The sequence below is a fragment of the Pseudomonas sp. ASL4 genome (assembly GCF_056680395.1).
In genome coordinates this window covers 5,142,044-5,154,297 of the sequence record NZ_CM155280.1, presented here as the reverse complement: position 1 = coordinate 5,154,297, position 12,254 = coordinate 5,142,044, and the positions used below count along the sequence as shown (strand labels likewise).

General features: G+C 53.6%; 15 protein-coding genes and 1 pseudogene. 8 read left to right on the top strand and 8 right to left on the bottom strand.

Annotated features, from left to right (window positions below; translation table 11 throughout):
• Positions 1-133: 133 nt before the first annotated feature.
• Positions 134-331 carry a hypothetical protein gene (locus tag AC1MEW_RS23220; protein WP_322268280.1) on the bottom strand — a complete coding sequence of 66 codons (198 nt, stop codon included), beginning with the start codon at positions 329-331 and terminating at the stop codon, positions 134-136.
• 287 nt (positions 332-618) lie between these two features.
• Here AC1MEW_RS23220 and AC1MEW_RS23215 point away from each other — a divergent pair, with 287 nt between their 5' ends.
• The 3 genes from AC1MEW_RS23215 to AC1MEW_RS23205 all read left to right on the top strand — a co-directional run bounded on the left by AC1MEW_RS23215 (position 619) and on the right by AC1MEW_RS23205 (position 1,408).
• A complete protein-coding gene (locus tag AC1MEW_RS23215; protein WP_322268281.1) occupies positions 619-804 on the top strand; it encodes a hypothetical protein in 186 nt (61 codons plus the stop codon).
• Between the two features lie 67 nt (positions 805-871).
• Positions 872-1,063, top strand: coding sequence for a hypothetical protein (locus AC1MEW_RS23210; protein ID WP_201196426.1), 192 nt, complete (start codon positions 872-874; stop codon positions 1,061-1,063).
• Positions 1,064-1,123: 60 nt separating this feature from the next.
• Positions 1,124-1,408, top strand: a complete 285-nt coding sequence (locus AC1MEW_RS23205; RefSeq protein ID WP_322268282.1) for a hypothetical protein — start codon at positions 1,124-1,126, stop codon at positions 1,406-1,408.
• Between the two features lie 39 nt (positions 1,409-1,447).
• Here AC1MEW_RS23205 and AC1MEW_RS23200 read toward each other — a convergent pair whose 3' ends face one another.
• Entirely contained in the window at positions 1,448-2,128 is a 681-nt protein-coding gene (locus AC1MEW_RS23200; RefSeq protein WP_201257236.1) for an SOS response-associated peptidase family protein, read from the bottom strand.
• Positions 2,129-2,437: 309 nt separating this feature from the next.
• Between AC1MEW_RS23200 and AC1MEW_RS23195 the strand changes: the two genes are divergently transcribed.
• The 3 genes from AC1MEW_RS23195 to AC1MEW_RS23185 all read left to right on the top strand — a co-directional run bounded on the left by AC1MEW_RS23195 (position 2,438) and on the right by AC1MEW_RS23185 (position 4,183).
• On the top strand, positions 2,438-2,524 hold the full coding sequence (locus tag AC1MEW_RS23195) for a YceK/YidQ family lipoprotein (protein WP_369125116.1): 87 nt from the start codon (positions 2,438-2,440) through the stop codon (positions 2,522-2,524).
• A 128-nt stretch (positions 2,525-2,652) separates the two neighbouring features.
• The gene (locus AC1MEW_RS23190) at positions 2,653-2,889 is read left to right on the top strand and encodes a YceK/YidQ family lipoprotein (protein WP_322268283.1); all 237 of its coding nucleotides are present in this window, start codon (positions 2,653-2,655) and stop codon (positions 2,887-2,889) included.
• Between the two features lie 886 nt (positions 2,890-3,775).
• Positions 3,776-4,183, top strand: coding sequence for a hypothetical protein (locus AC1MEW_RS23185; RefSeq protein ID WP_480423744.1), 408 nt, complete (start codon positions 3,776-3,778; stop codon positions 4,181-4,183).
• A 252-nt stretch (positions 4,184-4,435) separates the two neighbouring features.
• Here AC1MEW_RS23185 and AC1MEW_RS23180 read toward each other — a convergent pair whose 3' ends face one another.
• The 4 genes from AC1MEW_RS23180 to AC1MEW_RS23165 all read right to left on the bottom strand — a co-directional run bounded on the left by AC1MEW_RS23180 (position 4,436) and on the right by AC1MEW_RS23165 (position 9,078).
• Positions 4,436-4,699 (bottom strand): hypothetical protein, encoded by a 264-nt coding sequence (locus tag AC1MEW_RS23180; RefSeq protein ID WP_322268284.1) that lies wholly within the window; start codon positions 4,697-4,699, stop codon positions 4,436-4,438.
• 610 nt (positions 4,700-5,309) lie between these two features.
• Positions 5,310-5,984 (bottom strand): polysaccharide lyase family 7 protein, encoded by a 675-nt coding sequence (locus AC1MEW_RS23175; RefSeq protein WP_322268285.1) that lies wholly within the window; start codon positions 5,982-5,984, stop codon positions 5,310-5,312.
• Positions 5,985-6,218: 234 nt separating this feature from the next.
• Positions 6,219-7,766, bottom strand: a complete 1,548-nt coding sequence (locus tag AC1MEW_RS23170) for a sensor domain-containing diguanylate cyclase (protein ID WP_322268286.1) — start codon at positions 7,764-7,766, stop codon at positions 6,219-6,221.
• Positions 7,767-8,313: 547 nt separating this feature from the next.
• Positions 8,314-9,078, bottom strand: a complete 765-nt coding sequence (locus AC1MEW_RS23165) for an SDR family oxidoreductase (RefSeq protein ID WP_322268287.1) — start codon at positions 9,076-9,078, stop codon at positions 8,314-8,316.
• Between the two features lie 97 nt (positions 9,079-9,175).
• Here AC1MEW_RS23165 and AC1MEW_RS23160 point away from each other — a divergent pair, with 97 nt between their 5' ends.
• A complete protein-coding gene (locus AC1MEW_RS23160) occupies positions 9,176-10,117 on the top strand; it encodes a LysR family transcriptional regulator (RefSeq protein WP_322270885.1) in 942 nt (313 codons plus the stop codon).
• A gap of 122 nt (positions 10,118-10,239) precedes the next feature.
• Here the strand turns inward: AC1MEW_RS23160 and AC1MEW_RS23155 are convergent.
• A pseudogene (locus AC1MEW_RS23155) lies at positions 10,240-10,314 on the bottom strand (GFA family protein); the annotation flags it as partial.
• A gap of 117 nt (positions 10,315-10,431) precedes the next feature.
• Positions 10,432-11,094 (bottom strand): NADPH-dependent F420 reductase, encoded by a 663-nt coding sequence (locus AC1MEW_RS23150; protein WP_322268289.1) that lies wholly within the window; start codon positions 11,092-11,094, stop codon positions 10,432-10,434.
• A 102-nt stretch (positions 11,095-11,196) separates the two neighbouring features.
• Between AC1MEW_RS23150 and AC1MEW_RS23145 the strand changes: the two genes are divergently transcribed.
• Entirely contained in the window at positions 11,197-12,090 is an 894-nt protein-coding gene (locus AC1MEW_RS23145) for a LysR family transcriptional regulator (protein ID WP_322270886.1), read from the top strand.
• The last annotated feature ends 164 nt before the right edge of the window (positions 12,091-12,254 follow it).

Genomic DNA, 12,254 nt, shown 5'->3' with positions numbered 1-12,254 from the left:
AAACTGACGCTCAGGGTCTCGGCGGCACTCCTTCAAAATTTTCAGTCATCAGGGATCTGTACAACGTAGAGGGAGCGCTTGCCGCACGCCTCATTAATACGAGTAATGAGGCGTGAGAGAAGTGGGTGTCAGATCAGGCGCAGGCCTGGCCGACGTGGTTGTCTTGTGCCCCGGCGATGAGGTGCAGTGGTATGTGCGGCGGCGCATCCAGTGAGGGAACCTCGATATTGCCCACTATTTGCACGTGTCGCTCAGTCAGCGCGGTCGACTCTTCTTCCTTTGCCTTAGCCATTCTCGCGTGGTTCATTGCGATTTCGTTGAGAGTTGACACGTTACATCTCCCGGTGACTGACCAAGCGTATCGCTGGAGTCCTTAAGCGTTGATTTGATTGCAGTCGCGTCAGAATTACGTCGCTCTGGGGCTGCTAGGACCGGGCAATGCAATCCCTAAGCCAGATGGCGTCAGGTATTGGGCACCATGCTTTTATGGGCGACGAATGGTGCCGGGTCAACGTGCACCGACCGTCAGACCGCCTGAATTATCGATACTGGCCCCACTCCATAGGGTGAGGAGCAATTGTTCCTCGATGGCGGTGAACTCCGGCCAGAGGCAAGTTAATGACATCATTCGAAGACTTCCGCATCAAATCGCAAGCGCTTTTGATCGAGTTGGATGCCGCGACTATGGGAATGATGACGCTAGTGACATCTAAATGTGTTTCCGGACCGGAATGGGACGCTGCGACCAAAAGACAACACGATGCCTATGAACGCTGGAACGCTTTCCTCAATATTCCTGGCTAGCCGGCAACGCGGTTTGTTTGCGATTCGGGCGTAAAATGGCAATGCACTTCATCAAGAGGAGCAGCACATGGACGCCGACCAAGTGAATAAGCAAGCGACGGAGCAACGAGTTTGGGATCGATACTTCTGCGCCGCATTGATTGCGGAAAGCAATCTGACGGCACCGGTGGTAGGAGAAGCCACTCACCAAGACCGGCAGAACCTGTTGGTTGAACGGGCCAAAGCGCTCGCCGACAAAATGATGGCAAACCGAAAATAAACAGAGCCCAGCCATCGCGCTGGGCTTTGCACATCTGGCCGGTACCGATGATCGGATGTTGTGAATCATTCACCTTATTCGCGCTCAATGATGCTGAAGTATTTACTTCTCGGTGACGGTAGCGTCAATGGGGTTAAGGCAATGACATCAGTCGACGATTTCAGGATCAAATCGCATGCGCTGCTGGCGGATCTCGATGCTGCAACAACGGAAATGATGGAGCTGATTTCATCCCGCTCTGTGTCAGGGCCGGCATGGGAGGACGCCGTCAAGCGCCAGCACGATGCCTATGAGCACTGGAATGCTTTTATTAATAGTCGTGATGGGCGTGATCCGCCTGATTGACCACTCTGCGGTGCTATTGAGGAGTCCATCGAGAATGCCTCACCGCGCTGCCACGATCAGTTCAGGCCCCTGATTGTGCACATTGCCAACGGCCATATCGACCTTGAACCATTCGAAGCCTTCGCAAGGCTCGGCCTGTAGAAGTGCCATCTGCTCAGCACGCTCCTTGGGCGTGGCCGGGTTCAGCCATTCCCGGGCCAGTTGCGCTGAAAGCGTCACGGGTTGGCGGTCGTGGACGTCCACCATACCGCCAGCGCTGTCGGCGGTGATGATGACGAACCCGTCATGTTCATCCGGTTCATGTTCGTACCTTGGGTACTGACCAATCGCTGCGCAGAGGATCGGCGCGCGATCCTTGCGGCGGATCAGGTAGGGCTGTTTCTTCGGGCCACCCTCATAGACCCACTCAAACCAATTGTCGATCGCGATGATCGCGCGATGCGGCCAGATCGTTTTGAAGAATGGGCCATGGGCGACTTTCTCGACCCGGGCGTTGATCGGCGTGGTGTGGTCCTTCGACCAATGAGGTCGCCATCCCCAGCGCACCCTGTCGGCGTGCAGCACATCGCCTTCCTGGTGGAAGAGGGCGAGTTGAGTGGTCGGCGCGGCGTTGTAGTATTCCAGCGGCAGGTCGCCGACGGTATTGATCAGGGCGTTGGGAATACTCAGTGCAGCTACGAAGTCGTGAATGCCTCGGTACTGGGAAAGTCGTCCGCACATGATCGGATCCTCCGCCTGTACCTTCAGCGTAGACCAGTGCTTGGGTGGTTATTATGAAGTTGGGCCGGCACGATTGTTTCGACTCAGGCATCTATCAGTGGGAGTGCATGCGGCGGGCCCTGGGTCGGTGACTAACTTTTCGCGATAGCGTCTATGACGCAGGCAATGGAAAAGTAATAAGGAAATTACGTGCTACGCAAGCTCATATTGATATTGGCCATTTCACAATTGAGTGGCTGTGCCTGGATTGCTGCCAATTCCTACGGGTCCATTTCCTGTTTTAACGGAACGGAATTCGAGTTCAAAGAGATGATGCCTTTAGTGGGGCCGTTCATCATTCTCGACCTTCCCTTTACGTTGCTGGCAGACACGCTATCGGTGCCTGCTTGCTTGTAACCGCCTGCCAATCGCTGCCTTCATGTGAATACCCAGGCCCGCGCCAGGCGACGGCTTGGGTTTGTTGTATCAACAGAGCATTGTCGCGACGGGACTCCGCTCGCGGATGAAAGTAATAAGGACGTTACGTGTTTCGGAACGTGATTTTGTTGGCCATGTTCGCCTGTTTAACTGGGTGCATGGCGGTAGCGATGAGAATGGACTACGAGCACCCATGCCCCTATACGGGTGTGCGTTTTGACTGGTGGTTAGTCGGCACATCCCACGGAAAACTAATCCCCTTTTTACTCATTGATGCGCCGTTTTCGTTGGTGGTCGATACGGTATTTTTTCCCTTCGAGTATCAGTACAGCTGCAACATTTAATTTGATGCCGGCGTTCGTTCGCATCGCGATGTGATCTACGCGGGGTGCTACCCCTGGCTTTGCCTGTGGGTCGACGCCAGAGCGTTCGTACAGAGGAAAAGTAAATTTGAGGGGGCGGGCGGGTTTTTGTTTTCATATTTCAGTTGAGGACTATTGGTCCTGTTTTCAAGAACGAGCGTATGTTTCGTATTCCTAAGGATAGTGTGGTGGCATTTTTGGAAGGTCTTCCGGAGCAAGCAGTCATCCAACTGCTTTAGTTTATAGGTGGTGCTGGGTTTGGATTGTCCGTACGGGTACTTTAGGTAATTGTTGATGGTGACGTTTCGTGATATCTCAACGAGGGCGCGACACGCAGCATCCACTAAAGAACGGGTATTGAAATCGACCAGCGCTGATACAGCAGAGCTGCTGCTCAGTGCGTTGAGCGACTGCTATAGTCGCTTCCTTTCAGGATGAGGAAGAATTATGCGACCGCTGATGGGGGCGCTGGCTTCAGCATTGTTGGCTGGGTGTTCAAGTGTTGGAGATATCAGGCAAACACCACCGGTGCTCGATTTGGTATCTACTCGCACGCCTAAGGTTGTGGCTGAGTGCATCCGTGATGGATGGCAAAGCACGCAGTTAATTGGCGGGAGTATTGGAGGCCTTTTACAGACGTCAGGTGATCGCTATACGGTCCTGGCACCAAATGCTGAAATGCCCTGGCATTTGGTTGATATCGACCCAACACTCACCGGATCCGTTGTTCGTTATCGATTCTTTCGCACATGGCAATCTCCCTCCGATCGAATATCCGGCGTCGTAAAAATTTGTGTGAGATGAAAATGCTATCTCGAATTTGGCACGCTGAAATACAGCATCAAAAATTTATGGAAGAGGACGAGTCATGCGGATTTTGATAGGGGCGGTGGCGTTGACTCTACTTAGTATCGCGGGGTGTTCCACCTCACCCGTTTCAGCTGAAAATGCAGCGTCAGTACCGGCGTCGAGGCTTTTCGCGTTTTCTGAAAAGAATGAATCTCAGCTTGTGGTAACGAGAGATGAGGGCATTGTCGGGTCTGAAATTCGTTTCATTTTGCATATTGATGGAATGCCGGCAGCTGAGTTTCATCCGGGTGAGGTAGCCCGATTTGGCCTTACTCCGGGCAGGCATGTCCTCGGGTTGAGTACTTGGGTAATGTTTGGGACATCTTCCGTCGCTGAATCCGAGATTGAATTAAAAACTGGCGAGTCTGTTCGGCGGCGGATTTCAATGAGTAGCGGGGATTTTTACTTGACTCCCACAGCCTACTAAAAATTCATAACGCCCGCTTCGGCGGGTTTTTTATTGCCGGAGATCGGACAAGCCAAAGATTCCCACCGAAGCGCCCGTTCGGATACACAGCAATTGGGTGCGATAGTCGGGCGAAGGTTGGGTGACGAGTTGCAGGGTTTGGGGGCGTACGGTCGGCAGGACGCCAGGAAAGAGGCGAGTGTTTCGGAACTACGTTGACGGGGTAGGGGGCTGCGTCCTACTGGATTAGGTCCGCAACCCGAAACGTCAATCTTATTTTTGCCAGTTATCAATGAGCCATTTGAGTATTTCAGCCCGCTTTTGAACGGAGCCAGGCAGCTTGGTTTTAATCAGGCGCTCGGCGTTCAGAGCTTGATCTTTGTCTGCGCAGATACTGTTAAGGAAGCGCAGTACCTCATAGCCTTCGTCCCGGTCTACTTCGTCTCGATCCAGTTTGCCGGTGTAATTCCGGTTGTCCCCCGAATCTGCCGACCAAGTGTACTTGTAGGCGAGTTGGCTCTTCGTGATTGCAGACATGTTCTCTCCCTTGAGGTAATGGCTAGATGCCTCTAGCCCAACAAGGTTGTAATAAATCCAGACAGTTTTGCAATAGTAATTTTTTGGTCATGCGTTTCAGTCCGCGTAAAACCTGCTTCAGAAGCCGCAAGTTATTTGATTTTGGAATGAAGAAAAGGCAGCCAGGAGGTTTGAGCCGCGAGGCCTGTAAAAAGCCCAAGCGCCAATGGCACGGGGATATATCTCATGTTGACCTGCGTCTTTTCCTGGCAGATTCGTGCGCCTCAACCCAGTTCGATAGTTCCAGGATGGCAGCCTCAAGGGTGAGTTGTTTTTTCGTGGATCTCGCAACGGGGAAGCGAGTAGCGCTGATTTCACCAAACGCCAGAAACGAAAAAGCCCTGACTATTCAGGGCTCTAACGTATTCAAACTTTCTTCCGGACCGAAAACGCACCATTGTCGAAGACGAACGACTGGCAGACATCGGCGGAAATGCCGATGTCATCCTGGCACAGACGCCATCCCTGTCGTCTTCCAGCGCCACAGTCTCGGCGGCGTAGGGCCTAAGCATATCCATCGCGTTTTTTCGACCTGATGTGGCAGGCCGCCAGTAAATAGCCGGAGCACAGATTAGACGTGGCTCACGGACAGTTGGCTGACAATACAAATCGAGCCGTCGCTTGGTGAGGTGGCATCGGTGTAGTCAATTTGATTGTAAATACCTCCATGGAAATCGAAAGATTTGGATATCCAGGAACTGCCTAGTTGCAAAATTGGGGAGGATGCGGACTTGCCGCCCACGCTGGCACTCACAACAACGGCGCCAGCAGACGTGCTATGGATGCTCACCTGATACTTCGCACCTAACGCAACGTTGCCAAGCAGAAGTTTAGGCGTTGGGTCCGCGCCGCTGTAGTTCTTTCGAAACGCGTAAGTGAGCGAGCCTTTCTCCCAAAACACCTTGATCGCCGGATCTACACTGTCTTGAACGTGCATCTGTGAAACCACGACCTTTTGGGCAGAGTTGACCTTCACCAGTGTCATCTCTTGCTGGTTCCAATGGTCGGCAGCGCTAATCAGAGTCCAGTAATTCGACTCTTTCCATTCGCAGCGCGTTCGATGCGTACTCTTGCTTGATGCTCCCTTGGTGGGGGCTGTGAGCTGAATAGATCCATCTGCCAGCCGGATGATTACGGTAGGGCACTCTTCCAGAGCTTTATCGCCGTTTAACTCAAGCGCTACCGGGTTAGTACCTGACGTCGGCAACGGGGTAGCAATGTCGAAGTTACTGATATCTACAGTCATGATTGTCATCCTTGTCATGAGAAGTGTTTTTCAAATTAGGGATAGGCAGTTTGATGCAGGTGAGCGGATATAGGCGGCAGTTACGTTCGCAAAAGCGACGGCCTCTCAAGCTTAAATTTTTAAAGCTGTAAAGGGTAGATGTCGAGCCTTTGGGGGGCGCGGAAAAGTTTATTCAACTGAGGCTATAGGCATTCTTGAATGCTCTAGCATTAGTTGAATTTTTCTGTTGAGTCATTAATTGGAGATAACAGTCCGGTTTCTCCCGCTGGATTTGGCGATGTAGAGCGCTTTATCAGCAATGTCTACCAGGTTTTCAGATGTCCCGGTCTTTGAGGCGGACAATGCGCCGATGCCAACACTGATGGTCACTACTCCAATAGGAGACTCACTATGATTGATTGCACTTTGCTCTAATTCGATTCGGATTTTTTCGGCTATCAGGAAAGCTCCAACATAGTCTGTGCCTGGAAGAACGATGGCGAATTCTTCTCCTCCGTACCTTGCAGCAAGATCGTCTGTCCGGGTTACATGCCTTTTTATTATCGCGCTCACGGTCTTCAGGCATTCATCCCCTTGTACATGGCCGTAATGGTCGTTGTACTTTTTGAAGAAGTCGACATCGATCATGATTAAGGCTGTGTCATCTGATTTTCTTTTTGTCCTGCCGATTTCTGCTTCAATGAAAAAGTCAAATTGCCGGCGATTGAACAGGCCCGTTAATCCGTCTTCTAGAGCAAGTACGCCGAGGGCCTTGTTTGCTTCTATGTAGATTTTCTGAGAGAGTTGTAGTTCTTTTTGTGCCTGGATTTGCTGGCTCATCAGTTTGATGAGTCGATATCCAAGAAGGCTCAGTATCACTAACAATATGGATGATATAAGCAGGCTGGCGAGTGATTCGCTACGCCAGTCAGCAAGTATTTCGCTTTTATCAAATGCAGCGATAATTACAAGGGGGTATCCATCAATGCGTCGAAAACTGATGACCCGCTCTACGCCATCGATAAATGATTTGATTGTTGCGGTGCCCGAATTAATCGCGGGGGTTAGTAGGGCAAATGCTTGTCCGCTTGACATGTCTGTGCCGACGTCAGCGTCACGAAATGGTTTGCGTACTACAATTCGCCCGGTTGAGGATGCAAGGTTGATAATGCCATTGTTTCCTATGTCTATGTCATCGTAAAGGCTGAGGAAGTATTTCAGATAAACTGTGGCTATCGTTACACCAGCAAAGCTACCGTCGGGATGATTGATTCGCCGCGATACCGTCATGATCCATTCGTTTGTTGAGCGGCTAAGTATAGCTGGGCCAATAAAAGTGGTCGGGTCGGTGTGGTCGCGATGGTAAATAAAGTAGTCGCGATCTGAGTTGTTTGCGCCAGCTGGGATTATGCCGTTTGAGTTAAGCAGCCAGCGACCCTGTTCGTCATAAATAAAGAAGCCATGTATTTGAGGCAGGTGTTTTTGTTGTATTTTTAGAATCTCACCTAAGTTTTTTAAATTCTCCGGGCTGGTACCTTCAGCTTCCAGCCGCTCCTTAACCCCTAAAATCACTGTGTCGGCTTGAGTGAGCGTAGCTGCGATACTGGATGACAATGTCTTGGAAAGGTTTGACATCTCGGTTTCTTTGTCGTGCAAGTGGTACTCCAGGGAGTTAAAGACCCCCCAGATGCTTATTGCTATCAATGAGATACACACTGCTGCGATGAAGAGAACGACGTGACCGACTTTTAGCTTGGCATTAGCCCATTCGACGTCAAAGATTGAGGCCATTTTGGTTAACATAAAACCCCTTCCATGTGGCTCTTATCGTGGTGTTAAACGTGTTCGATTTTTCTAAGATGGATTTCTTTTCAAAATGGTGCAAGTGGCATAGTAGCGCGACTTTGGATTTGTAGATCCGAACGATTGCTTTTGGCCGTTTGCCGCCAGTCACGAAGGGCTTTAATCGCCCAATTGCGGACCTTCTGCCGCCCTCAAAAAATATCGCGGCTAAAGCCCCTGCCACAAGGAACTACGATCCTATGTAGGAGGGCTTTCGCCGCGAGCTTTTGATCTTAAGCAATGGAGAAAACAGGCCGCTTCTGGCCGAGGCTGTGTAAAAACGTTTTTGAGCGCGACAGGTACTCAAAACCGGACTGAAAATCGCGCTCCTACGCGAAATCCACATCTGCTGACGTGCCGATAAATTTCAGATTTAACGTAGACGCGCACACTTCAATTTTGGCGAAGCGTTTTTACACACTCTGGGCCGGAAGCAATCCTAAACCGCAACGTATCCAGCGCAGTCATGGCGCTGTTCCTGAAATGGACTCAGTGCGAGTCAGGTCACTCAGACCAGCCGAGCGCCGCCGTCGATGTTTAGCGTGGCGCCGTTCATAAAGGTGTTGGTCATCAGGAAAACGGTAGCGGCGCCTGCTTCAGCGGCGGTACCGATGCGATGCACCGGCAGCACTTGCTCCCATGCGCTCACGTACGCATCGCGCCCCTTGCCCAGGGCTTTGCTAAAAATGGGGGTGTCGATCGGGCCTGGGGACAGGGTGTTCACACGGATGGGCGCCAGCTCCAAGGCCAGGCCACGTGCCAGCGCTTCCATTGCCGCCGATGCAGCGGCGATCACGGCGGTGCCATGGGCGTTGGGCCGGTCGGCCAAACAGCCAGAGATAAAGACGATGGAGCCGTCCTTGGACAACCGATTTCCCAACGCGCGGATGGCGTGCAACGAAGCCCATATACGCTCTTCGAATGCCCGACGCAGGTATGCGATTTCAGCGTCCAGCACCTTGCCCGCCACAAATGTGCCGGCGAGTAGAACCAGATGATCCACGTGAGGAATGTCCGCCAAGGCAGCGTAGACGGCATCGCCGTTGGTGACATCAGCGGCGCGCCAGCCGGCGAGCCTGTGTTCTGTCGCCGCTTGCTCGGCGCGCTCGGCATTGGAACCGATCACGGTCACCGATGCCCCGGCGGCTTTGGCTTGAATCGCGGCGGCTAAACCGATGCCGGATGTGCCGCCGAAAATCACCACCGTGCGGCCTTCCAGATGAGAGGGTAGCTGTTGGGTAAATGCGGTTTGTATGGTGGTGGAATGGCTCATGGTCGATCTCCTTGACTGCCTGAATGGCGTCGTTGGGCAAAGACTAAAGATTCGAGCCAACATTGATAATCAGGCCATAAATCGCTTTACTAGTGCCATGAAGGAACAAATAGGGTTGGACCGCCTTACCGGTCTTATTGCCTTTGCCCGCGCTGCCTCTTTAGGCAGCTACACCGCTGCAGCCCGCGATTTATCCGTGTCGCCGTCCGCTATCAGTAAAAGCGTGCAACGCCTTGAGCAACATTTCGAGCTACGTTTATTCAGCCGCACCACCCGCTCGTTGACCCTGACACCTGAAGGCCGGGATCTTTACGAACGGGCGCTACGAATTCTGCGTGAAGTAGAGGACATCGAGCAGGCCGCAGTGGCCTCGCGCGCTGAGCCCTCCGGCACCTTGAAAGTGACCGCTTCGCCGCCTATCGGGCTGAACATATTGGCGCCGGCGATTCCCAGGTTTCGCGAGCGCTACCCCAAGCTCGCCATCGACCTGCGCTTGGGCGATCAGTTTGTGGACATCGTTGCGCAAGGCATCGATGTGGCTGTGCGCGTGGGCAACCTGGCCGATTCGCGGCTTATCTCCCGCACGCTGGGGCCGCATCGAATCTGCGCTTTCGCCTCTCCAGCCTATTTAGCCAAACGCGGCACGCCCCTGGAACTCAGCGACCTGGTCGACCATGACTGCGTGAATTTTCGCTACCAGAGCTCGGGCCAAGCGCTACGTTGGCCATTCAACGTGGGGGACCAAATGGTGGAGATAGCGCCCGACGCATCCATCGTCATTGACGCCAGCGATGCGGTTGCCGCAGTGCTTGCAGCTGGCGGTGGCATTGGCATTTCACCCACCTATGTCGCCGCGCCCTATGTCGCACGGGGAGAACTGAAGCCGCTATTTCCACAGTTCGCTGTCGACCGTTCCTCCATCACGGCCTTGTGGCCAGAGAGCCGCCGAGGCAGCCCGAATGTGAAGGCGTTTGTGGGTTTCCTGAACGAGCTATTTCCCAGCCCTACCGCGTGGGACGAGATCGTAGCGAAGGCGTAGTGCCAGGTTTCTTTCTGAACCAAAGCTGGACGTCCGCTTTTTGCCGTTTGCAACCAGTCTCGAACGGCTGCAATCGAGTGTGGATTCAACCGGTCATACGTGACAGGTTGAAACGACCGAAAGCCGACCCGGTAGGGTAGGCCTGCTGCCATAAGTCGCACGTTGCCGCACAGGCAACCGCCGGTGAATCGGTCCATGCTGCGTCTCGTCTGGCCGAACTCTGCCTGCTACGGCTGGCCGAAATCCACAACCCGAAGCTGACATTGTCCTCCGTCAGCTCCAAGTCTTCTCTCGATCCAGTGGGTGCGGACAATTCAGCGGCGCCACGATCCGTCGGGCAATTCGACCTGCCGTTGGGCCGCAGCCAAGGCAACCTTCAGCCCCTCTTTATCCAGTGGTATGCAGTAAGCGGGTTTAGCCCGTTCGAATCGCCAGCTATCATCAAGGCTGCCAGCATCAACGGCGTCGAATCCAATCTCGTCCAGCAATCTGATAACCAGGGCTTTGGCGGCCGGATCATCAGCAGCGATCGGAAGTGCGCGTCGGTCGGGCGCCGCTGCGGGGCGTGCGTCCGGCACCAAATCCCGGGCAAGAATGGCATTGAACACCTTGACCACATTGGCCTGGGGCAGATGCTCGGCGAGCAGGCGGCTGGTGGTGGTTTCGAAGCGGTCGAGGGCGGCGATAGGGTCGTCGCGTTGCGGGTAGTAGTTGTTGGCATCCAGCACGGTTTTGCCCTCCAGCCACTGCGCCGGCACACTTCGGTAATGCGCCAGGGGAATGGCCACCAGCACCACGTCGCCAAATTGTGCGGCGTCCTCGATAGTGCCGACCTGACTGCCGGGAATGTCAGTGAGTATGCTACTCATCGTCTGTGGGCCGCGTGAGTTGCTGAGCATCGCCTCGTGTCCCGCTGCGATGACCAATTGCGCCACCGCACGTCCGATGAAGCCTGCTCCAATAATGCCGATTCGCATGTCTTTGCTCCTTGATTGGTAGGAAGAGTCCATGATGATTGCCAACCACTGGCAGATAAATAATCATCGGGTACTTAGTCTCGTTACCAGGAGTGTTGAATGATGGATCGTCTGACGAGCATGAGTGCTTTCGTGATGGCGGCGGAATCAGGCTCCTATGCCCGCGCCGCCGAGCGATTGGGTCTGTCGCCGCAGATGGTGGCCAAACATGTTGCCGCTCTTGAGCACCGGCTAGGGGCGCGGCTACTGAACCGTACTACTCGGCGCCAGAGCCTGACTGAACTGGGGACTGCTTACTACGAACGCTGTAAGCATATTTTGAGCGAAGCCGAGGCTGCCGACACCCTTGCCCAGATCATGAACGACACCCCTCGTGGCAAACTGAAAGTCAGTGCTCCCGTGACCTTCGGTTCCTATAGCCTCATGCCATTCGTGACGGATTTCTTGCGGCACCACCCTGAGGTAGAAATCGATCTGCATTTGACGGACCGCTTCGTCGATCTGGTGGAGGAGGGTTATGAGGTGGCTTTTCGGATCGGCCCCTTGGCCAACTCCAGTTTGACAGCCAGACCGTTGGCGCCTTATCGGTTGGTGGCCTGCGCAGCCCCGAACTATCTGATCGAGCGCGGAACGCCACAAACACCGGGTGATCTCGAAAACCATGAATGCTTAGGATATGCCTATTGGTCCCGCCCGGCTGACCGCGAATGGCAGTTTTGCAAAGGCTCCGTAGTTCATAAGGTACAAGTCGCCAGTCGTTTGCAGGTCAACGAGAGCAAAGCGCTGCTGACAGCAGCGCTTGACGGGTTTGGAGTTGTCCTTGGACCCGAGGACTTTCTTGAGCCGGCGCTGCGCAGCGGCGAGTTGGTGCGATTGTTAGCTGACTTCGAAGCTCCGAGCCGACAAATGCATTTGCTCTACACGGCAAATCGTCAAAGAACAGCCAAGCTCCGACGATTTATCGATGCAGCGATCGCCCGCTTTGGTTCGCTTTGAGCAGACTTTTGAATTGCCTAAGCCGCATTAATCTGTGATTTATCTCGGTCGCAGACTTCTGCTTCATTTACTGCACTGACTGGTCGGGCAGAGTCCGCATCATGTCGATGCAGTCGCCGACCAGTATCTGGTGGGAAGGGGGCATGGGTTGCTTCGGGTAGGCC

Coding starts and splice junctions, on each gene's coding strand:
- AC1MEW_RS23215 (WP_322268281.1), top strand. CDS start 619: ATGACATCATTCGAAGACTTCCGCATCAAATCGCAAGCGCTTTTGATC.
- AC1MEW_RS23175 (WP_322268285.1), bottom strand. CDS start 5,984: ATGACTGTAGATATCAGTAACTTCGACATTGCTACCCCGTTGCCGACG.
- AC1MEW_RS23165 (WP_322268287.1), bottom strand. CDS start 9,078: ATGAGCCATTCCACCACCATACAAACCGCATTTACCCAACAGCTACCC.
- AC1MEW_RS23145 (WP_322270886.1), top strand. CDS start 11,197: ATGGATCGTCTGACGAGCATGAGTGCTTTCGTGATGGCGGCGGAATCA.
- AC1MEW_RS23200 (WP_201257236.1), bottom strand. CDS start 2,128: ATGTGCGGACGACTTTCCCAGTACCGAGGCATTCACGACTTCGTAGCT.
- AC1MEW_RS23170 (WP_322268286.1), bottom strand. CDS start 7,766: ATGTTAACCAAAATGGCCTCAATCTTTGACGTCGAATGGGCTAATGCC.
- AC1MEW_RS23160 (WP_322270885.1), top strand. CDS start 9,176: ATGAAGGAACAAATAGGGTTGGACCGCCTTACCGGTCTTATTGCCTTT.
- AC1MEW_RS23210 (WP_201196426.1), top strand. CDS start 872: ATGGACGCCGACCAAGTGAATAAGCAAGCGACGGAGCAACGAGTTTGG.
- AC1MEW_RS23150 (WP_322268289.1), bottom strand. CDS start 11,094: ATGCGAATCGGCATTATTGGAGCAGGCTTCATCGGACGTGCGGTGGCG.
- AC1MEW_RS23180 (WP_322268284.1), bottom strand. CDS start 4,699: ATGTCTGCAATCACGAAGAGCCAACTCGCCTACAAGTACACTTGGTCG.
- AC1MEW_RS23185 (WP_480423744.1), top strand. CDS start 3,776: ATGCGGATTTTGATAGGGGCGGTGGCGTTGACTCTACTTAGTATCGCG.
- AC1MEW_RS23195 (WP_369125116.1), top strand. CDS start 2,438: ATGATGCCTTTAGTGGGGCCGTTCATCATTCTCGACCTTCCCTTTACG.